The organism is archaeon (genome assembly GCA_016432545.1).
Lineage (GTDB): Archaea > Thermoproteota > Nitrososphaeria > Nitrososphaerales > Gagatemarchaeaceae > UBA183.
The window spans coordinates 49,718-70,057 of the sequence record CP066694.1 but is presented as its reverse complement, the minus strand read 5'-3'; the positions used below and the strand labels follow the sequence as shown (position 1 = coordinate 70,057).

Genomic DNA, 20,340 nt, shown 5'->3' with positions numbered 1-20,340 from the left:
TCATCTTTATTTCCTGAGGCGCGCGGGGCAGGGTTCGAGCTGAGACCTTGGTAGACGCGAAGTATCAGGAGTATGTCAAGAGCAACCTGAACTCGTTCGCGAAGCAGATCATCGCCCTCGCATCTCAGAGGAGCGTCTCGGCGAGGAAGGAAGGAGTCGAGGAGTGCGCGGTCTTGGTCGAAAAGATGCTCAGTGAGATCGGAGCGACCACCAAGGTCCTGAAGCAGGAGGGGGTCGCACCTCTCGTTTACGGCGAAGTGAAGTCGACGAAATCCAAGAAGACGGTCTTGTTCTACAACCACTACGACGTCCAGCCAGAGGAGCCGCTCGAGCTCTGGAAGTCCCCTCCCTTCAAGCCTGAGATCAGGGACGGGAGGATATACGGGCGAGGAGTGTCGGACGACAAGGGAGAGCTCGTATCGAGGCTCAAGCTGGTCGAGTCGTATCTGAAGACGTCGGGAGAGCCTCCCTGCAACATCAAGTTCTGCTTCGAAGGCGAGGAGGAGACGGGCAGCGTGCACCTGGAGGAGTACATTTCGAAGAATAGCGAGCTCTTCAAGGCCGACGCGGTCGTGTGGGAGTTCGGGACCGTGGACCTCCAGGACCGCCCGAAGGTGATCCTCGGGGTCAAGGGGATGATCTACTTGGAGTTCGTGCTCAGCTCGCTCTCCCAGGACGCCCATAGCAGCTACGCCGCTGCGCTCCCCAGCGCCCCCTGGAGGCTGGTCAGGATGCTCAACCTGCTCAAGGACGAGAACGAGAGGGTCCTTGTGCCGGGCTGGTACGACGGGGTCGAGACCCTGTCTGAGGACGAGGTCGGGGTGCTGCAGAAGATGCCGTTCGAAGGTGAGGAGTTCAAGAAGACATACGGGGCCAAGGAATTCGTAGGGAAGATGACCGCGGACGTGGCCAAGAAAGCCCTCGTCCAGAGGCCGACCGGGAACATAGCCGGAATCTGGGCGGGGTACACAGGGCCAGGGTCCAAGACGGTCCTCCCCAAGGAGATACACGCCAAGATGGACTTCCGCCTGGTGCCGAACCAGGACCCGGCCGACCTGTGGAAGAAGATGAGGAAGTACATCGACGACAAGGGCTTCTCCGACGTCGAGATGCAGCTGGAGAGCATGGAGCCTGCGGCGAGGACTTCGTACAAGGACCCGTTCGCACAGGCCGCGATAAGGGCCGCGTCAAAGGTCTACGGCAAGGAGCCGGTGGTGGAGCTGAGCTCTCCCGGCACGGGCCCCCTCTATATCTTCACGAGGACCTATGGGATGCCTTCGGTGGACATCGGGGTCTCAGCTGAGGACAGCGCGATACATGCCCCCAACGAGAACTTGAGGCTGGACCTGCTCCACAAAGGGATCCTGTGGATCGCAGAGACGGTAGAACAGTTCGCGAATTAGCTACCAGTTGCTCAGGTTTCCTTCGAGGAGGCCGAGGCCCAGATGGACCTGGTCGATGTGTTTGGAGAGTTCTGCCCGGTCCTTCATGACCGCGTCGCAGTATGGACAGGAGATCTGGGTGGGCGAGACCAGCTCGGGGAGGCCGACGCTCTTGTTGAGGCCGCCGGCGACGAGAGCCTTCTGAGTGACCAATCCGACCAGCATGCCCTCTCTCGTGACGCCGAGCCTGCGCAGGCCCAGCTTGGTCATCTTTGCTATCGCGTCTCCGACCTTGGAGGACTCCTCGATGGACTGGATGGGGGAGCTCATCACTTGCTCAACGTCTACGACTGAGGCATCCGAGCCGACTGCCACGACCTTGTAGAGGATGTCGCGCTCTGTCACGACCCCGGCGGGGGACCCGTCGCGGACCACTATGGCCTCGGTGCTTCCGGCCTTCATCATGACCTTGGCAGCGGTCATGACCGAGTCTTCAACGCTCACTTTCGTGTAGGATGTGGAGGTGTACTTTGAGATTGGATCGTCGAGGGACTCTCGGAGGCCCACAGGATTCACACGCCTCTGCCTCTACTTAAGATGTTGCGGCTCAATTCATAAACCCGAGGAGCCGAACTAGCCGCGTGAAGGCAGCCGTCTTAGGGGCCGGCATGATGGGCTCGGTCGTGGCTCTCGACCTGTCCCGCTCTGGGGGCATAAGTGAAGTCGTGGTCGCCGACATCGACCCTTCGAAGCTCGAAGCCGTGAAGGCCCGTTCTAAAGGAGGAAGCCTGTCGACCCGAGTGCTCGACTTGAAGGACGTGGGCGGGGTCGCGAAGTTCCTGGGGGCGTTCGACGTCGCGGTGTCTGCCCTGCCCCACGGTGTCGTGCACTCTTCTGACCTGGCCGCGGTCAGGGCGGGGGCGAAGATGGTCAACATAGCCTTCGAGGACGAGCAGATGGAGCTGGGCGAGGCGGCACAGAAGTCTGGGGCGCTCTTGGTGCCGGGTTGCGGGGTCGCGCCGGGACTCGGCGGGATCTTGCTGGCGCGGGGCCTCGAAGAGCTCGGTGGAGGCGATGAAGGGCACATCATGGTGGGAGGGCTGCCGCAGAAGCCGGTCCCCCCGTTCGGGTACCGTCTTGTCTTCTCAATCGTAGGCCTGCTGAGGGAGTACATCGACGAAGCGAGGGTCTACAGGGAGGGGAAGTTGGTCAGGGTCAAGCCCTTCGACACGGTTGAGCCGGTCGAGTTCCCCGACCCCGTCGGAAGGCTCGAGGCCTTCTGCACAGACGGCCTCGCGTCACTAGTTTACACCATGAAGGGGATGAGGGTTCTCGACGAGAAGACACTGAGGTATCCGGGGCACGCTGAGCGGATGAACCTGTTCATCGAGTCGGGGTTCTTCTCGAAGGAGGCGGTCAAGTTCGGAGGGGCGAACCTCTCCCCGCTAGAGATGTCGTGGAGCGTGCTGGGAAAGAAGCTCTCGGAGGGCGACCCGAGAGACTTGACGGTCATGAGAGTCGAGGCCAAGTCGGGTGAGAAGTGGATGAGGTACGACATGGTCGACAGGTATGACGAGTCGACTGGAGTGACTTCGATGGGCAAGACGACGGGCTACACTGCCTCGATCGTAGCCCAGATGGTCGGTTCGGGCAAGTTGGAAGGGAGAGGAGTCGTGCCGCCCGAGACCCTGGTAAGGGGAGAGAGCGTCGGGCATCTGTTGGCGGAGTTGAGGCGGAGGGGCGTGCAGATCGAGACCACCCGGGGCTGAAGAGCGATTACCTGCGGACCCTTTCGAAGGAATCCGTAAGCTGTAGGCTGATGTGCTTGGTCTGGAGGAACTCCCTGAGGCCCTCCATGCCCGTCTCCCTCCCTACTCCGCTCTGCTTGTAGCCCCCGAAGGGGACCTCGGGGCCTGGGTTAAGGTGCCTGTTGACCCACAGAGTACCAGCCCTGACTCCTTGGGAGACCTTCATTGTCCTGACCAGGCTCTTCGACCAGATGTCGCCGGCGAGGCCGAACTTGGTGTCGTTGGCGATTGAGATCGCGTCTTCCTCGTCCCTGAAGGGGAGTACGCAGACGACCGGGCCGAAGATCTCCTCCTGGAAGATGCGCATGTGCCTTTCAACACCTTCGAAGACCGTGGGCTGGACGAAGAAGCCCTTTGCGTAGTCGCCTTCGACTATCCGGCTCCCACCCGAGGTCAGGCGTGCGCTGTCGTCCTGCCCGGACTGGATGTAGGAGAGGACGCGCTTCATCTGAGACTCTGAGATGATTGGTCCCATCTCGGTCTGGGGATCCATCCCGTTGCCGACCCTGATCGCCTCGGCCGCCCGCCTGTATTCCTTCATGAACGAATCGTAGATGGTGTCCTGGACGAGGAGTCGGGAGCCGGCATTGCAAGACTGCCCGGCGCTCCTGAAGATGGACCAGACTGCGCTCGGCAAAGCAGCTTCGAGGTTGGCGTCGTCGAAGACGATATCGGCGGACTTTCCGCCACACTCGAGGTTGACCTTCTTGAGGTTCGAGGAGGCGATCTCCATGATCTTCTTTCCAGTCTCAGTGGAGCCGGTGAAGGAGACCTTGTCGACGTGCGGGCTTCTCACAATCTCGGAACCGACGGACTCTCCTGGACCCGTTACCGCGTTGACGACGCCCGCGGGTATGCCCTCTATCGAGCTGAGGAGCTTCACAAATTCCATCGAGACCCCGGAGGTGTAGGTCGCGGGCTTGATCACGACCGTGCACCCGGCAGCAAGGGCAGGCCCCAGCTTCCACGAGAGCAAGGAGATGGGAGAGTTCCATGGGACAATGAGTCCGCAGACACCAACGGGTTCGTGCACGACCAGGCTGACGTCTGACCCCGTGTATCTTGGAACCCTGCCGACGATGTGCCTCGCGGCGGAGGCGTAGTATTCGAGGACATTGGCCGCGTTGGAGAGCTCCCCCCTTGAGTCTGCCAGAGGCTTGCCGGTCTCAAGGGTGAGGAGCACCGCGAGCGATTCGACCTCCCTCCTGAGGAGCTCCGAGATTTCTCTGATCGCCTTGGCCCTGTCGCCGGGCCGCTTAGAACTCCAGACCCCAGAGTCGAAGGCCTTCCTCGCCTCTTCGACCGCCTGGGCCGCGTCGTCCTGCGTCGACTGGGCAGCCTTGGAGACCGTGCGGCCGGTCGCCGGGTCGCTGGTGGAGAGGGTCCCCCCCTGGGACTCTAGCCAGCGGCCGCCGATGAAGTTAGAGTAGGTGCGGACCGCGTGTTTGGCCTGCATCTTGGCTCTCGAAGGCTCGAGTCGTTATAAAGTGTGTCGAGATGAGAGGGACTTCGAGCCAGAGATCGTGAAGCCTGATCTGTAGACTGCACCAGTAGCTTCCTCGATGGGCCCTACGTCCATTCTGAGCTCCACTGAGCCCCTGCCCAGCCAGACGTCGGAGACCCTCGAGTTGGACTTCAGTATTTCCACTGGCTCTTTGACCAAGGACTGGGTGTCACTGGTCCTGGGAAAGGACCTGAGGCCGTAGGTGGGGCCGAAGGCCGGGAGGTCCCCGGATGTGCCTGCTCTATCGACGTCTACCCTGACCGAGAGCAGCTTCTCAGAGCCCTTCACGCAGAACCCGGAGAAACTTCTCCCTGGACCAGCTGGGGAGAGGCCGGGGTTCAGAGGGTGAAGTTTGGTCAGGCGGATCTTGTCTGCGAGGCGCTTTTGGTATCCGTTCAGGAGGCCTCGGAGAAGAGACCACTCGGTCGTGACCCACATCACAGGGAAGAAGACCCCGGATGTGCCTGAGTGTCTTACTTTGACGCCGAGCGCAGCCTCCTGGTAGGTTGTCCTGTCCGGGTCAGTCCACACCATTGCAGACCTCCCCTCTGCGACTGAGATTATTTCGCAGGCGTATGCCATGCACTGGCCGTCCGCAACCTCGAACGGCTCAGGGATGAGGTCGCTCAGTTTGTTTCGGTCGCCACGGAAGTAGACCGTGACGTAGTCAGCGCCGTAGTGCCAGGGCCCTTTCTCAATCGCAGAAGTCTCTCCTGGGGTTAGTGGATGCTCGAGCAATCCTTCGTGTCGACATTCGCCAAAGGTAAAAAGGCTTCATGATTCGCTGGTCATCGTGAAGCTCTGCGCCTTCCGTCCCCGCTCTGAGCCTGGGGCAGAGACCTCTCTGGGTTCGGTAGAGGGCGGGAGTGTGTTTGAACTGGGTCGGGGGGTCAGCCTCGTCGAGGCTCTCGAATCAGGGATGGACGGTGCGACCAAGCTGGGTCGGGGTCGGCAGTTCTCACTTGGGGAAGTGGTATTGGGGCCCCCAGTTGGCAGACCTGGGAAGATTGTAGCCGCGATAGTGAACACCATAGGCATGCTCGGCGGCCCAGAGGTCAGGCTAGAGAGACCTAGGCTCGACATGAAGGCTCCCAACTCGGTGACAGGGCCCGGAGAGGCAATCGTCGCACCCGAGTCTGGCATCAGGCCGGAGGTTGAGCTGGCCGCCGTCATCGGCGAAAGGATTTCGCGCGTCAGCCCCGGAGAGGCGAGAAGGAGGATCCTCGGATACACCATCCTCAACGACGTGACCGCGCCGAAAGACTCGAAGGAGGACGCCTACGAGGCCTACAGGAGGGACCCCAGTACTGGAGTCATCTCCAGAAGAACCCTCAGGGGTCCGTTGTTCAGGTCTAAGAATCACGACACCTTCTGCCCCATAGGACCCTGGATAGTCACGCAGGATGAGTTTGGGGATCCTTTGGGCAAGGCGATGTCGACGAGTTTCGCAGGGAAGAAGGTCCAGGAAGGCAACACGTCTGAGTACATCTTCGGGCCGGCCGAGATTGCGTCGTACGTGAGTGGTTTCTTGACTCTGGAGCCGGGTGATGTGGTCTCGTGCGGGAGCGTCGGGTGGACCAGGGAGGCAATCGGGGACCTCGACCCGACCGAATACATACTTCCAATGGCCCTGGGGACGTTGGACCTGTCTATCGAAGGGATTGGAACGCTCACCAATCCGGTGGTCAGGGAGGAAGGACTTCTGGGAAAGCTAAAGTAGAGTCCGGGCGGTCGGATAGAAGTCGAAGGTAGGCGTTGGAGATTTGGGCGCGAAGAGCGGGAAGGAATTCATCCAGAGGCTTGACTCGACCAGGAGAGAGCTGTGGTATGGCAATGAGAGGGTTACGGGGGAGGTTTCGAAGCACAAGGCGTTCGCGAGCGTAGCAAAGTCTCTCGCTGCCCTTTACGACATGCAGGTCGACGAGGCGACGAGAGAGGAGATGACCTACGGGTCGCCTACCAGCGGAAAGAGGGTGGGCGCGAGCTTCCTGCAGCCGAAAAGTGTCGGAGACCTCGCTAAGAGGAGGGGAGCGATGAAGAGGTGGGCCGACTTTTCGGGGGGCATGCTTGGACGGACTGCCGACTACCTCAACAGCTCGATAATGGCTATGGCCGCCGCCTCGGACTTCTTCGGAGCCGCGGACGGGCGCGACTACGGCCAGAACATCAGGAACTACTACGAATTCATCAGGGAAAACGACCTCGTTCTGACCCACACCCTGATCAACCCTCAGAACAACAGGGGTGTTGGGCCTTCGAAGCAGGCCGACCCCTTCACGGCTGCCAGGGTGCTGGAAAAGAAGTCAGAGGGGGTGGTGATCAGGGGGGCAAGGATGCTCGCGACCCTGCCCATCGCGGACGAGATCATGGTCTTCCCTTCGACGGTGGTGAGGTCGGGCCAGGACGACATGCCGTACTCCATCGCGTTCGCCCTGCCCGTCAGCGCAAGAGGCCTGAAGTTCATTTGCAGGGAGTCGTTCGCTGCCGAGTCGAAGTACGACCATCCACTCGCAGCCAGGTTCGACGAGCAGGATGCGGTCGTAGTCTTCGACGACGTGCTCGTGCCGTGGGACAGGGTCTTCATCCTCGAGGACCCTGAGAAGGCTAACAAGGTCAGCGAGGCCACCGACGCGATCGTCTTCATGGCCCATCAGGCGACCGTACGAGAGGTCGCGAAGGCGGAGTTCGTGGCGGGACTCGTCTCCCTTGTCGCCGAGACGATCGGGGCAGATCAGTTCCCACACGTCCAAGAGAAGGTGGCCGATGTCCTCATCACGGTGGAATCCATGAAAGCGCTCTTGAACTGGAGCGAAGCGAACGCCAAACAGAACAAGTGGGGCCTGCTCACCCCAGACTACGTGCCAATCAACACTGCCAGGAACCTCTGGCCGCGCGTTGCGCCGAACCTCGCGGTGGTCATAAAGCAGATAGGAGCCAGCGGGCTGATGGCCATCCCGCCCGAGGAGGTCCTGAAGTCCGACGTCAGGCCGGATGTAGACAGGTACTATCAGGCAAAGCTCGCTGATGCGGAGGAGAGGATCCGGCTCTTCAAGCTGGCCTGGGACGTCGCCGGGAGCTCGTTCGGCGGAAGGCAAGAGCTCTATGAGAGGTTCTTCTTCGGCGACCCGGTGAGGATGGCCAGCGCCTACTACAACTGGTACGACCGCGAGCCGTACAAACAGAGGGTCAGGGACCTGCTCCACAGGAAGGATTGACTTTGACGGAGAGTCCGGGGTTCGAGATCGTCAAGGCGGGGCACATAGAATTCCTGGTTACCGACCTGGATAGGGCGAGGAGGTTCTACGCAGAGGCGCTCGGGTTCGTGGTGACTGAGGAGGACAGCACTCGAATCTACTTGAGGGGTCTGGAGGACAGGCGTCATCACTCGCTCCTCCTCACAAAGTCGGAGGCCCCTGGAGTGGGACACCTTGCGTTCAGGATCTCGGAGGAGGGAGGGCTGGAAGCGATCGAGAGGCTGGCGAAGTCGAAGGGTGGGAGCACTGCTTGGGTGTCTGAGGGAGAGGAGAAGGGGCAGGGCAGGGCAGTGCTGGTGGAGGACCAGTTCGGGTTCCCGGTGGAGTTCTACTCAAAGATGGATGAAGTCGAATGGAAGCTGCAGAAGTACACAGACTACCGTGGTGCCAAGGTGATGAGGCTGGACCACTTCAACATAATGCTTCCAGACGTGGCATCGGCCTACGAATGGTACACGGAGTCGCTCGGCTTCGGTTGCACTGAAACGACCGAGACTGAAGGACCGCAGCCTGAGATGTGGGCCGCCTGGCTGAGAAGGAAGCACACCTGCCACGACCTCGCGCTCACGACTGGAAATGGACCGAGGGTGCACCACGCCGGGTTCACAGTGCCGGACAGGGCCGCGATCATGGACTGCGCAGACCTGCTCGCGTCGGCGGGGTATCTCGAGAGCATGGAGAGAGGCCCTGGGAGACATGGCGTATCGAACGCCTTCTTCCTCTACCTTAGGGACCCTGACGGGAACCGCATAGAGCTGTACACGGGCGACTATCTCAGCGCAGACCCGGACTGGAAGCCGGTCCGATGGAAGCTCAACGACCCCCAGAGGCAGACCTTCTGGGGAGCGCCCACCCCAGCCAGTTGGTTCAACGATGCGATGCTTGTCAGGTCGCGTAGGAGCGGTCGGTTCGCGGAGCTGAGCTCTCCAAAGATCCAGGACAGGCCCGACTACCTGATGTCGGCCCGCTGAAGGCTACCAGACGATGTCCGAGGGCGGGGCCGGATACTCGGTCTTCTCAGTCGTGGTGTACAGTTGCGTATAGTAGACCAGCGGCCTCTTCGAATTTAGCGACTTTGCGTCGACCACCTCCCCTACGATGATCGAGTGGTCGCCACCATCGTAGACCTGCCACCTCCGGCACTCGATTGACGCGCGCGCGCCGTCAATTATCGGAGAGCCTGCCTTTCCGCTGGTGAACTTGAGGCCCTGGAACCGGTCCTCCAGCTCCACGCGACCGGCGAACCTGTCGGAGACCGACTTCTGGTCGTCCGCGAGGAAGTTGACTGCGAACGCTTCGGCGCCCCGGAACAAGTCGTGGAGGGCGGAGCCCTTCGCAATTGAGATGAGCACCAGTGGAGGGTCGAGTGAAACGCTCGTGAAAGAGGAGACCGTGATTCCTTTAGGCCCGTCCGCGGATAGGGTGGTAACGACCGTAACGCCCTGCGGGTAGATCCGCATCGCGCGCTTCAACCCGTCCTGCAGAGGATCGACAGACTTCAACCGGTGGCTCCTTCATCGAGCCTCGAACCTGTTAAAAGATTGTTCGGACGGCGTCGAAGGGGATGGCGCGGGGGTTCGGTATGGCGATTCGCGTGAGGCTCTCGGAGACCGATGCCCTCGGCGTGGTCTACTATGGCCAGTACTTCTCCTACTTTGACCTGGCCAGGCTCGAGATGCTGAGGAAGGCCGGGATAACCCTCGAGTTCCTCCGGAGGCGCAAGCTCGGGTTCGTGGCTGCGAAGGCGGCGTGCCGGTACCTCTCGTCCCTGAAATTCGACGACAAGTTCACAGTGCGTGTGGAGGTGGCCCGCCTGGGAAACGCAAGCGTCGAATACAGGCACACGATTACCAAGGGGAGGAAGAGGATCGCCGAGGGGGAGGTGACCGACGTCATGGTCAAGGATGTTGGAGGAGCGGCCAAGATTCCCGAGGACATCAGGAAGCGTCTGCTGAGGTTCGGATGACGATGTTCCCTAGACCAGGCTGATGACTAGGTAGGACGCGGCCGCGACGATTGCTGCAGCAGGGATCGTGATGATCCATGCCCACACAATACGCCTCGCGATTCCCCACTTCACCATAGACGCACCCATGGTCGCTCCAGACCCGATGACTCCTCCGCTGACAACGTGAGTGGTGCTGACGGGTATTTGGTAGATTGTCGACGCTATGATGGTTGCCGCAGACGCAGTCTCGATCGAGAATCCGTGGACGGGGTCCAGCTTGGTCATCCTGAATCCTAGGGTCCTGATGATCCGCCAGCCCCCGAAGAGGGTCCCGAGAGCGATGGAGGATGCAGCAAGGACGGCCACGACGAACGGGACCTCGAAGGTGCCGATCCACCCGACGGAGAAGAGCAGTGCTGTCACCACTCCCATGGTCTTCTGGGCGTCGTTGCTTCCGTGGCTCAAGCTCACGAGGGCGGACGAGACCAGTTGCAGCCTGCGGAAGTACCTGTTTACGACCGCGAGGGGCCTCTTGAAGAAGACTCTGATCAACAAGGACATCAGCCCGAACGCAAGCAAGAAACCGACCAGAGGGGACACGACCATGAATGTGAGGACCTTCTGGAGCCCGGCCCAGACCAGAGACCCAGTGCCCGCCTTCATGACTGCAGAACCGACCAATCCTCCGATGAGTGCATGAGATGAGCTGGAGGGAAGGCCAAGGTACCAGGTGAAGAGGTCCCAGGTGATCGCCCCAATTAAGGCGGAGAGGATGAGGTTGGGACCCACGACGCTCGAGCTGATTATCCCCTTCCCGACAGTCGTCGCCACCCCGACCCCGAGGACTCCGAAGGCGATGAAGTTGAAGACGGCCGCCATTGAGACCGCAGCCCAAGGCGGAAGGACTCTAGTGGAGATGACCGTCGAGACGGAGTTGGCTGCATCGTGAAAGCCGTTGATGAAATCGAAGGAGTAGGCCACTAGGATTATTCCGAAGACGTAGAGCGTCTGGGCGTCCATTGGCCCCACCTAGGTGTGCTTGATCAGGATGTCGCGAAGGACGAAGCTCAGATCCTCGCAGCGGTCGGTCACTGTCTCGAGGTGCTCGTATATCTCCTTCAGCTTCAAGATGCTGATCACGTCCGGGCTCTTGAACAGGGAGGCTACGGCGTCGTTAAGAAGGGCGTCTGCCTCGTTTTCGAGCCTGTCCACCTCGATGCACCGCTTGTCTATCTCCGTCTTGTCGAGCTTCCTCATCGAGATGAAGGCCTGGTGTATCTCCTCGACGGAGGCCCTGACTATCCCTGCGAACCTCATCATAGACTCGGTAGGGCCTGCAATCTCGTAGAGAATCAGCCTGTTCATGACGGCGTACATGTAGTCGAGGACGTCGTCATAGAGCGATGCCAGCTTCGTGAGGTCCTCCTGGTCGATCGGCGTGATGAAGCTCCTGTTGACGCGCTCGTAGATCTGGTGGACTATCTCGTCGCCCTTGTGCTCAATCTCCTTGAATTCCTTCCTCCTTTCCTCCATCCTGTCGAAGGAACGGACGGCCTCCTCAAGCTTCTTGGACCCTTCGAGGACGTTGGCCGATTCTTCGGACAGCAGGTCGAAGAAGGCCTTGTCCTGCGGGATAATCCATTCCTTGAAGCCCATGTAAGGTTCGTCGAGTTCGGCGTCGTAATATCCTTTCCCGGCGTACATGCCTAGGTCTCGGCCTACCTCAGGACGAAGGTCCTTCGACCGCAGACTGGAGGCGCTGCGCGAGAGACCTGATTCTGTCGGCCGATGGTCCAAGCTCGGGTCTGTTCGAAGCAGCCAGCTCCTCGACGTAGGTGACGAAGCTCTCGACCTCGTCGGTCATGCCCTCAAGGTTCTTGGGTGCCCGCATGGATGGGCCGAAGGCGACCTCGATCTCGACGCGTGCCTTTCCTGTCAGCTCGTACCTTCCATCGTCCCTAGGCTTGACGAGGCCTTCTTGCTTGAGGCTCTTGAGGAGGGGGTAGATGGACCCAGGAGAAGGACGCCACCAGCCCCTGGTCATCGCTTCAATCCCGTCCATGAGCTCTACCCCGTTCTTGGGCGAGGACGAGAGGAGAGACATGATCATCATGCGGAGCCCCCGCTTCCTGTGCATGGCGAAACGAAAGGACCACACGTTGGGTCATTCGGATATTCGATATTTATCCTTGGGGGATGGGTGAGAAGCAATATCGTTTTTCCGATATTCTTAAGAATCCCCGTCCGGCATGGCACGACCAGGAGGCGAGAAATACGCAAGAGACTACCAAGTTCGAGCTCAGTCCCAGGTCGAGAAGGGCACTCATTCCCCTCTTCGGAGCGTTCATTGCATTCGTCCTGTTAATCTTCATCGCGGCGATAGTTGTGAACGCGCTCTATCCAACAGCAGGCTTCGGGTACGTCGGAGGAATGCGGTACCCATACTTCTTCCCATTCGGGTTCTTCTTCTTCGTGTTCTTCATCTTCCTGATCGCTAGATTCGCTTTCTTCCCGTGGGGATGGGGGTACCGGAGTGGACGCTGGCACCACCGAGACGAGGCCGGTGAGATCCTCAGGGAGAGGTACGCGAGGGGCGAAATCACGAAGGACCAGTTCGAACAGATGTCGAAGGACCTGGAACAGCATCACTAATCCAGGTCTCCCTTCTGTTTTTCACTTGCGCTAAGGTGATTTCCTTATTTCGCCGAGTGTGCGCCCTTCCTGTATTGGCCAAGGTCAAAGTCAGGAGGGCTAGGAGAGGAGACTCGGAACAATTCTTGAGCCTTCTTGGAGAGCTGGCCAGGTTCGAGAAGCTCGAGCCGCCGTCGGAAGAGGCGAAGTCGAGGATCCTTCGGGACGTTTTCGACAAGGACAAACTGAGGCTGGTCATCGCCGAAGTGGGAGAAGAGCCAGTTGGCTACGCGCTGTACTTTTACACATACTCGTCGTTCCTCGCGAGACCTACCTTGTACCTAGAGGACCTCTACGTCAAGGAGGGGCACAGGAGAGAGGGGGCCGGGATGGCCCTCTTTTCGTGGTGTGCCAGGGAAGCCTTGGCCGAGAGGTGCGGACGGATGGAGTGGGCTGTCCTCCGATGGAACCAGAAGGCGGCGAAGTTCTATGAGAGCCTTGGAGCCAGAAAGCTCGATGAATGGGAGGTCTTCAGGCTGGATGAAGAGAGGCTAGGTGCTCTGGTGAGACGAAGCGACTGACACTACCTGAAGCTTTATTTATTCTTCCAGCTCCAGATTGCGCACGAACAGGCAATCAGTTGCGAAGCGCTTAGCCACTCTCGTCCTAATCGGGGCGTTTGCTGCCCTCGCGGTGGCTCCCGCATTCACCTTCGCAGCGTCCAGCAGCGCGATTGTGGCCTCTTCGAGACTGAGGAATGTCTCGTGCCCGACAAACAGCTGCAGCACCAACTGGAGCGGATACGCGGTTACCTCAGGAGCGGGGACCGTTACGTTCGTGAAGGGGTCTTGGACAGTGCCAACGGCCACTTGCGATAGCAACACAGCCTATTCCTCGTTCTGGGTGGGGATCGACGGGTACAACTCAGGAACAGTCGAGCAGACAGGCACGGACTCGGACTGCTCCAGCGGTAGTCCCAGGTACTACGCTTGGTACGAATTCTACCCCAGACCTTCGTTCATCATCAGCGGCTTGACGGTCAGCGCGGGCGACCAGATCACAGCGCAAGTACAGTACAACGGGTTGAAGTTTGTGACAACGATCACTGACACCACAACGGGTCAGAGCTCGAGCACTTCAGCAAGGGTGAACTCCGCCCAGAGGTCCTCGGCGGAATGGGTCGCAGAAGCACCATCGAGCAGCGGCGGCGTCCTCCCGTTGGCCAACTTCGGGACTGTCTCCTTCGGCTCCACCAATCAGGCAACGATTTCGGGTGTGACGAAGAACATCGGAGCCTTCTCAACAGTGTGGCAGATAACCATGGTCACGAGCGGGGGCGTTGTGAAGGCATTGCCGTCATCGCTGGCCACCGACCAGTCGACTTTCTCTGTCACTTGGAAGTCCGCCGGCCCCTAGCCGACGACGTAGCTCCTGGTAGACTGAGTCTTCAGCCGTACAAATATAGTCCCCGAGAGCCCCCCTAGAGAGTCGTACATGGACCGGGTCCTGCTCTTCGAGGAGGCCCTAGGGGCCGACAAGTTCCGCCTTGGCGGCAAAGGGTACGGCCTAGTCCAAATGACCTCGATCGGGCTCCCTGTTCCCCCGGGATTCACGATCACCACAGAGGTCTGCAAGGAGTACTACTCTAGCGGTTCCAAGCTCCCCCGTGGCTTGATGGACGAGGTCGCGGCCAAGGTGAAGGAGGTCGAGGCGCGCACGGGCAAGAGGTTCGGGGCCCATCAAGAGACCCTGCTCTTCTCTGTCAGGTCGGGAGCACCCTTCTCGATGCCGGGGATGATGGACACGATCCTCAATCTCGGGCTGAACGACGAGGCGGTGGAGTGGCTCGCAAAGGCAACCGGGAACGAAAGCTTCGCATACGACTCCTACCGCCGGCTCATCCAGATGTTCGGGAAGGTGGCCATGGGAGCTGAAGGAGAGAGCTTCGAACGCGAGCTGTCCAGTAGGAAGAGCGAGGCAGGAGTCAAGACGGACATCGAACTACAGCCTGCGGCCCTGATGGGGCTTGTCTCGAGGTTCAAGGAAATGGTGAAGGAGCAGACTGGCGTGGACTTCCCGCAGGACCCGTACGTTCAGCTCCAGATGGCGATCGAGGCGGTGCTAAAGTCATGGAACAACGGGAGGGCGAAGGAGTACAGAAAGTACTACGGGATCGCAGAGGACATCGGGACTGCGGTGAACGTGCAGTCGATGGTCTTCGGGAATCTCGGGCCGGACTCCGGCTCCGGGGTCGGTTTCACGAGGAACCCCTCGACCGGGGAGAAGGCGCTCTTCGGCGAATACCTGCCCAACTCCCAGGGGGAGGACGTGGTGGCGGGAGTCAGGACCCCGGTCGGAATCGCAGAGATTGAAGGCAGGCTCGTCGACCGCCTGAAGGAACTCGCGAGGCTACTCGAGTCGCACTTCAAAGACTTGCAGGACTTCGAGTTCACGGTCGAAGCCGGGAGGCTCTATCTACTTCAGACCAGGAACGGCAAGAGGACGGCCCAGGCTGCGGTCAAGGTGGCTGTGGACATGGCTGAGGAGGGCCTGATCAGCAGAGAGGAGGCACTTGGAAGGGTGGAGCCTGCTATGTTAGACGCGCTGCTGCACAGGCGCCTGGACCCGACAGAGAACGACGTACCCGTCGCCAAAGGACTCAACGCATCTCCCGGGGCGGCCTTCGGGAGGGCGGTCTTCGACACGGACGAGGCAGCCGCGACCGGAGGGGGTGAGAAGGTGATCTTGGTCAGGCCCGAGACGACGCCTGAGGACATCAAGGGCATGATAGCCGCGCAGGGGGTCCTGACCGCGCGCGGAGGCATGACGTCACACGCAGCGGTCGTCGCCAGAGGGATGGGGAAGCCTGCCGTTGTTGGCTGCTCGGAGATCGAGATCTCCTCCGACGGGCAGTCATTCTCGACAAAGTCGGGGGAGAAGGTGGTCAAGGGCGAGACGATAACGATCGACGGGACAACTGGGGCGGTCTATAGGGGAGAAATCAGGACGGTGGAGCCGGAGCTCTCTCCCGAGTTCGGGAGGCTCCTCTCGATGGCGGACGAGGTCAGAAGGCTCAGGGTCTGGGCGAATGCCGACACGCCCGAGGGGGCGAAGAGGGCCAGGGAGTTCGGCGCGGAAGGCATCGGGCTCTGCAGGACTGAGAGGATGTTCAACGCGCCCGAGAGGCTCCCGATAGTCAGGGAGATGATCATGAGCAAGGACGAAGCAGAGAGGAGGAGGCACCTCTACAGGCTCTTCCCCTTCCAGCTCTCCGACTTCCGGGGGATCTTCTCCGCGATGGCGAAGAAGCCGGTGGTGGTCAGACTCCTAGACCTGCCTCTGCACGAGTTCCTCCCCTCCGTCGACGAGCTGCTGGTGGAGGCGGAGAAGATGAAGGAGGAGGGCGCGTCGAGAGAGAGGATGGCCGAGCTGACCAGGGTCCTCAACAGGGTCAGCCAGCTCGCAGAGCACAACCCGATGCTCGGGCACCGAGGGTGCAGGCTCGCGGTCACCTACCCGGAGATATACGAGATGCAGACGAAGGCGATAGTCCAGGCTACCATGGAGGTAGCAGAGGAGGAAAGAGAATCTGCCAAGGTGAAGGTCATGATACCACTGGTGGCCCACGCGGGCGAGCTCAGGTTCCTCAGAGGGGTCGTCGAAAGGGCCGCCGAGGAGGTCTTCAGGGAAAGGGGGAAGCGGGTCGAGTTCCAGATAGGCACGATGATCGAGACCCCAAGGGCGGCCCTCACGGCCGGGGAGATCGCGGAAACTTCGGACTTCTTCTCGTTCGGCACCAATGACCTGACTCAGACCACCTTCGGCTTTAGCAGGGACGACGTCGAGGCGAAGTTCATCCCCAAGTACCTGGAGATGGGCATCTTGACCAGCAGCCCCTTCGATTCGGTGGACAGGGCGGGTGTCGGCAGGCTCGTCAAGATGGCGGTCGAGGCGGGCAGAAAGGCCCGCCCGGGCCTTGAAGTGGGGATCTGCGGTGAGCACGGCGGCGACCCCAAGAGCATAGAGTTCTTCCACGACGTAGGGCTCGACTACGTGAGCTGTTCCGCCTTCAGGGTCCCGATCGCAAGGCTCGCAGCGGCTCACGCGGCCATGGGGAAGGCGGCTTTGGCGTCTACGGTCTAGCGCTGTAGGCCGACATCGCGAAGGAAGCGGCGGTTGGTCTCTACCACCTGCTTCAGCGCGTTGTCCCAGCCTTTCCGCTCTGTCGGAGTCTTCTTGACAATGTACTTCAAGACGTTGGCCAGGTCGTCCAGGTCCGCGGCGGCGACGCCGGCCTTGTCCACGACGTTGACCCATTCAGGCCTCCGCATGTCGAAAGCGTACCCGTTCTTTCGGAGGAAGGTCAGGCCAGCAACGAGTGCGGTTCGCTTGTTGCCAGCTTTGAAGTGCTGGCCGCTCGCGATTCTGAAGACAAGGAGAGAGGCTTTCTCTGGGACGGCTTCTTCGAAGTCCTGGTTCGTGGCCCTGGACTCCACGTCCCCCAGTAGGGTCGCCAGGGCGTCGCTGTCGGGCTGAGAAATTTCGTGTGGCTCGTTGGTGATGGAGACTACTTCCTTGTTGATCGAGACGACAACTTGGAGGTCCATGTGATGGACCTTGCGGGGGGCCACGGCCCCTCGAACGGGACACTCAGATATAACCGATTGAGAGGGTCGTACTCAGACTATGCGGGCAGGCCCGCCTGTGCTTAGGCCCAGATTCCCAGGATTGCGCCCATCACCACGAAGATGACGAGCTGGTGTGCGGCGTCGATGCCGAAGAGCTTGACAGGGCGGTCCTCGAAGATGTAGGAGGTGAAGTGGATGGTGAAAGAGAAGGCGAGCCAGGCGAGGAAGCCTACTTCTGCCCCGTCGAGCCAGTCGGCGGCGAAGAACGCCTTGACGAAGACCCCGAGAAGATATGCTGTGAGCAGGTTTGCAAGGAACCCGAAGACTATGGCTTTGTTGCGGTTCTTCCGGAGCATCTCCTCGTTCTTGCCGAGGAGGTTCATCCACATGCGCCCCATGACCTGAGGAGCGAACCATACCGCGCCGATGACGAAGCTGACTATCGTGGCGATTAGGACGCCCACGAGGTTTGGCATGATGATCTCGATCAAAGCTGTCCCTGCGGGCGTCTCCGCGGAGTTCGTATTTAAGGGGGAAAGAGCGGATCGGTGCGTCCCGGCCTCAAGGGTGCCCCGAGACCACTTGGATTGAAATCGTCGCTGAGATCTGCTGCGGCATGCCGACGTAGTATAGCGTTGCCGAGGTTGAGAACTGCTGAGGTTGAGAGGGAGCGGTCAGTCCCAACGTGACTACGGTGACCCCCGGAGTCATGTCCCCGATCTGGACGACGCTTCCAGACCATGTGGTCGAGGCGCAGGCTGGCGCACACTTCTCGGCTGAATTGACCGAGAAGGTGTAGAAGAGGTTCCCCACGTCGAGCGAACCTCCGGTCAGTGTGGCAGGCCCATTGTTGTCGATTGTGAAGGAGATCGTGAAGGAGGAGCCGGCGACGACCCGGTCAGGGAAGGAGACCTGCATGGTGACCTGGCTCCCGGGAGGGGAGGCCGTCGTGTAGGTTACAGAAGTGCTGGTTGAGGAGACTGTCGTAGAGAAACCCGACGATGAGGAGAGCGTCGAGGTCGGACCACCTGAGGAGAACCCGGCGGCGAAGAAGTAGAAGACGCCCCCGGAGAGGAAAAGAAGGCCGATCAGGAGGGCGACCTTGGCGGTGCGCGCAGCAGTGCCCCTTTCCTCCTTCAGGGCCTCCTTGACCCGGAAGGACACGTAGAGGGCGATGCCGGATAGCAGTATGATGGCGACGGAGATGGCGAGCACGGTCCCGACTATCGTGTAGTCCGTTGCGGCCAGTGCAATCATCTTCCCGGCTTCTCCCACTTCATCTTCAGGCTCAGGACCTCCTCGATGAACGCCCCCGTCCGGACGCCGTCCAGGAAGGTGCTGTAGAGCATCAGCAGCGGGCTGACGAGGATCTGCCTGAGTTTCCTCTCTCTGTCCAGGAGTATGGCAGACACGGCGACGACGGTCTGGAGCGCCCAGTAAGACCCGAGCCCGAGGACCACGGGAGCCCAGTCTCCTGTCACGGACCCTGCGAGGACGGCGAAGAGGGCGAGAAAGAGGTTTACCAGCGGTGCGACGGTGTCGTACCACATGTACGGTATACCGTAGAGGCCTGCCACGCCATACCTCGGACGAAAGAGCATGCCCTCGTTCTTGCCCAGGACCTGCATCATGCCACGGTACCACCGCCTCCGCTGCTTGATGAGGTTCTCGATTCCCAGGGGGGCTATCGTGTAGGCTACCGCAGTGTCTTCGTATTCAACTCTGTGTCTCTTCTTCAAGATGCCCAGCGTCATGTCGAAGTCCTCGGCGAATGTGTCTGAAGAGAACCCTCCGGCTTCGGCGACGGCTGCCCTCCTGAACGCGGCGATTGGGCCTGGCACGATCATGACCGTGGAGAGCATCGACTGGCCCTTCCGTGTGAGGCCTATGCCGGTCGTGTATTCGACCTCCTGGAGCCGCTGCAGGAGGCCCGAAGGTCGGTCCACCTTGACGTTGCCCGCCACCGCCCCTATCTTAGAGTCCGCCTCGAACCGGGCAGCAAGGCTGGTGAGAGCCCCTTTGTTGAGGCGCGTGTCCGCGTCGACCGTGACCACGATGTCTCCGTTGCTTGCTGCGATGCCGGTGTTGAGGGCCTCCGCCTTCCCTCTGTTGGGAGTACTGAGTACCCTGAGGATAGGCCCCTCAAGTCCTCTCGCGACGGCCACGGTGCCGTCCGTGGACCCATCGTCTACGAGGATCACTTCGTAGTTGGCGTAGTCTTGCTCGAGAAGAGACTTGATGGCGGGCTCGATCGACTTCTCCTCGTTGTAGGCTGGGACAATGACAGAGACCCTGGATGACGAGGCGGTTTGGGGTCTATGCCTAAAGGAGTACCCTATGGAGAGTATCCAGAGGCTGAAGACCCGGAAGAGCGCCACCACCAGGAGCGCATAGAATATCAGGACTAGCGTACTCATCCTAGCATGTTCCCTTCCTTTCCCCGGCGACTTCATGGCTGCCGACCAATTTGAACTACCGGTATGCGACGCCTGAAGGGTGGATGTTCAAACAGAGTGAACGGAGTTTGGGACTCTTTCCTTTGGCAGTCTTCGAAAGACTAGGAATGTCCGGCTGGCTTGGAGACCCACGTAACAACCCCAGTCATGATCAGGAGAGGACTTGGACATGGTAGGTGTCCTCAGAATACAACCAAAAGTGAGCAAATTGCAGCCTAGAATAGAGGGTGATGTTCATGACGGTCCCGGGCGCCGGGACCGGCCCGGTCCAGGTTGTGGAGTTCAAGAGGGCTGTCTGCCCCGACCCCAATATCAATGGAGTCTGGAAGCTCTCCAAGCTGGACCACAGGTCAACCCCTGCGGTCTCGTTGAAGCCCACATTCGTGACAGAGACCTGGGCCACAGTCCCTCCGAACTGAGCCCCGTTCCGAAGTATTACAAATTGGTTCAGCCTGATCGAGGGTATCGGTTCCGGCTGGAGGGTCGCTGGGTAAGAAACTTGATGGGCTATTTCCGTTCCGTCGAAGATGAACCTCGTGACTATTCCGCCTCTCTCAACCGAGATGGGAGAGTTGAATGGCGGGGTCCCGAAGCCGAAGGCGTCATAGGTGAGCGAGGCATAACTCCGCACCCAGACTTTCGAAGTGGTTGTAGGACAAATGACTTCGGTAGGAATACACTGGGTCGTCTCCGCTGGCACAGTAACGTAGGCTTGCCTCTCGAAAGGAA

The 20,340-nt window shown here is 60.2% G+C and carries 22 protein-coding genes; 10 read left to right on the top strand and 12 right to left on the bottom strand.

Annotated features, from left to right (window positions below; all coding sequences use genetic code 11):
• Positions 1-47: 47 nt before the first annotated feature.
• Positions 48-1,403, top strand: a complete 1,356-nt coding sequence (locus HY247_00410) for a M20/M25/M40 family metallo-hydrolase (protein ID QQG48820.1) — start codon at positions 48-50, stop codon at positions 1,401-1,403.
• Here HY247_00410 and HY247_00405 read toward each other — a convergent pair whose 3' ends face one another.
• Complete coding sequence (locus tag HY247_00405; GenBank protein QQG48819.1) at positions 1,404-1,949, bottom strand: CBS domain-containing protein; 546 nt, start codon at positions 1,947-1,949, stop codon at positions 1,404-1,406.
• Between the two features lie 74 nt (positions 1,950-2,023).
• On the opposite strand from HY247_00405, the gene HY247_00400 reads away from it, so the two are divergent.
• Entirely contained in the window at positions 2,024-3,151 is a 1,128-nt protein-coding gene (locus HY247_00400; protein ID QQG48818.1) for a saccharopine dehydrogenase NADP-binding domain-containing protein, read from the top strand.
• Positions 3,152-3,158: 7 nt separating this feature from the next.
• Here HY247_00400 and HY247_00395 read toward each other — a convergent pair whose 3' ends face one another.
• Both HY247_00395 and HY247_00390 read right to left on the bottom strand, forming a co-directional pair.
• Positions 3,159-4,646: an aldehyde dehydrogenase gene (locus HY247_00395; GenBank protein ID QQG48817.1), complete on the bottom strand. Its 1,488-nt coding sequence runs from the start codon at positions 4,644-4,646 to the stop codon at positions 3,159-3,161.
• A 24-nt stretch (positions 4,647-4,670) separates the two neighbouring features.
• Complete coding sequence (locus HY247_00390; GenBank protein ID QQG48816.1) at positions 4,671-5,432, bottom strand: acetoacetate decarboxylase family protein; 762 nt, start codon at positions 5,430-5,432, stop codon at positions 4,671-4,673.
• Positions 5,433-5,562: 130 nt separating this feature from the next.
• Between HY247_00390 and HY247_00385 the strand changes: the two genes are divergently transcribed.
• Genes HY247_00385 through hpaD form a run of 3 tightly spaced genes read left to right on the top strand, consistent with a single transcriptional unit; the run spans position 5,563 to position 8,919 of the window.
• Positions 5,563-6,414 carry a fumarylacetoacetate hydrolase family protein gene (locus HY247_00385; GenBank protein ID QQG48815.1) on the top strand — a complete coding sequence of 284 codons (852 nt, stop codon included), beginning with the start codon at positions 5,563-5,565 and terminating at the stop codon, positions 6,412-6,414.
• 43 nt (positions 6,415-6,457) lie between these two features.
• Entirely contained in the window at positions 6,458-7,909 is a 1,452-nt protein-coding gene (gene hpaB / locus HY247_00380) for a 4-hydroxyphenylacetate 3-monooxygenase, oxygenase component (GenBank protein QQG48814.1), read from the top strand.
• 2 nt (positions 7,910-7,911) lie between these two features.
• Positions 7,912-8,919 carry a 3,4-dihydroxyphenylacetate 2,3-dioxygenase gene (gene hpaD / locus HY247_00375; protein QQG48813.1) on the top strand — a complete coding sequence of 336 codons (1,008 nt, stop codon included), beginning with the start codon at positions 7,912-7,914 and terminating at the stop codon, positions 8,917-8,919.
• 3 nt (positions 8,920-8,922) lie between these two features.
• Here hpaD and HY247_00370 read toward each other — a convergent pair whose 3' ends face one another.
• The gene (locus tag HY247_00370; GenBank protein ID QQG49501.1) at positions 8,923-9,408 is read right to left on the bottom strand and encodes a flavin reductase family protein; all 486 of its coding nucleotides are present in this window, start codon (positions 9,406-9,408) and stop codon (positions 8,923-8,925) included.
• Between the two features lie 104 nt (positions 9,409-9,512).
• Between HY247_00370 and HY247_00365 the strand changes: the two genes are divergently transcribed.
• Positions 9,513-9,914, top strand: a complete 402-nt coding sequence (locus HY247_00365) for an acyl-CoA thioesterase (GenBank protein ID QQG48812.1) — start codon at positions 9,513-9,515, stop codon at positions 9,912-9,914.
• 9 nt (positions 9,915-9,923) lie between these two features.
• Here HY247_00365 and HY247_00360 read toward each other — a convergent pair whose 3' ends face one another.
• The 3 genes from HY247_00360 to HY247_00350 are packed head-to-tail and all read right to left on the bottom strand — an operon-like array spanning position 9,924 to position 12,054.
• A complete protein-coding gene (locus tag HY247_00360; protein QQG48811.1) occupies positions 9,924-10,916 on the bottom strand; it encodes an inorganic phosphate transporter in 993 nt (330 codons plus the stop codon).
• A gap of 9 nt (positions 10,917-10,925) precedes the next feature.
• On the bottom strand, positions 10,926-11,600 hold the full coding sequence (locus HY247_00355) for a DUF47 family protein (GenBank protein QQG48810.1): 675 nt from the start codon (positions 11,598-11,600) through the stop codon (positions 10,926-10,928).
• Between the two features lie 19 nt (positions 11,601-11,619).
• Complete coding sequence (locus HY247_00350; protein QQG48809.1) at positions 11,620-12,054, bottom strand: PadR family transcriptional regulator; 435 nt, start codon at positions 12,052-12,054, stop codon at positions 11,620-11,622.
• 272 nt (positions 12,055-12,326) lie between these two features.
• Between HY247_00350 and HY247_00345 the strand changes: the two genes are divergently transcribed.
• The 4 genes from HY247_00345 to HY247_00330 all read left to right on the top strand — a co-directional run bounded on the left by HY247_00345 (position 12,327) and on the right by HY247_00330 (position 16,670).
• Entirely contained in the window at positions 12,327-12,548 is a 222-nt protein-coding gene (locus HY247_00345; GenBank protein QQG49500.1) for an SHOCT domain-containing protein, read from the top strand.
• 74 nt (positions 12,549-12,622) lie between these two features.
• Positions 12,623-13,108, top strand: coding sequence for a GNAT family N-acetyltransferase (locus tag HY247_00340; GenBank protein ID QQG48808.1), 486 nt, complete (start codon positions 12,623-12,625; stop codon positions 13,106-13,108).
• Between the two features lie 37 nt (positions 13,109-13,145).
• The gene (locus HY247_00335) at positions 13,146-13,943 is read left to right on the top strand and encodes a hypothetical protein (GenBank protein QQG48807.1); all 798 of its coding nucleotides are present in this window, start codon (positions 13,146-13,148) and stop codon (positions 13,941-13,943) included.
• Positions 13,944-14,021: 78 nt separating this feature from the next.
• Positions 14,022-16,670 carry a pyruvate, phosphate dikinase gene (locus HY247_00330; protein ID QQG48806.1) on the top strand — a complete coding sequence of 883 codons (2,649 nt, stop codon included), beginning with the start codon at positions 14,022-14,024 and terminating at the stop codon, positions 16,668-16,670.
• Here the strand turns inward: HY247_00330 and HY247_00325 are convergent.
• The 5 genes from HY247_00325 to HY247_00305 all read right to left on the bottom strand — a co-directional run bounded on the left by HY247_00325 (position 16,667) and on the right by HY247_00305 (position 20,242).
• Positions 16,667-17,158 carry a hypothetical protein gene (locus HY247_00325; protein QQG48805.1) on the bottom strand — a complete coding sequence of 164 codons (492 nt, stop codon included), beginning with the start codon at positions 17,156-17,158 and terminating at the stop codon, positions 16,667-16,669. The two genes, HY247_00330 and HY247_00325, sit on opposite strands and share 4 nt — an antisense overlap.
• A 77-nt stretch (positions 17,159-17,235) precedes the next feature.
• Positions 17,236-17,646, bottom strand: coding sequence for a DUF1761 domain-containing protein (locus HY247_00320; GenBank protein ID QQG48804.1), 411 nt, complete (start codon positions 17,644-17,646; stop codon positions 17,236-17,238).
• A 70-nt stretch (positions 17,647-17,716) separates the two neighbouring features.
• Entirely contained in the window at positions 17,717-18,412 is a 696-nt protein-coding gene (locus tag HY247_00315; protein ID QQG48803.1) for a hypothetical protein, read from the bottom strand.
• On the bottom strand, positions 18,409-19,572 hold the full coding sequence (locus HY247_00310) for a glycosyltransferase family 2 protein (GenBank protein ID QQG48802.1): 1,164 nt from the start codon (positions 19,570-19,572) through the stop codon (positions 18,409-18,411). The genes HY247_00315 and HY247_00310 overlap by 4 nt, the downstream gene beginning before the upstream one ends.
• Before the next feature lie 190 nt (positions 19,573-19,762).
• Complete coding sequence (locus HY247_00305; protein QQG48801.1) at positions 19,763-20,242, bottom strand: hypothetical protein; 480 nt, start codon at positions 20,240-20,242, stop codon at positions 19,763-19,765.
• Between the last annotated feature and the right edge of the window lie 98 nt (positions 20,243-20,340).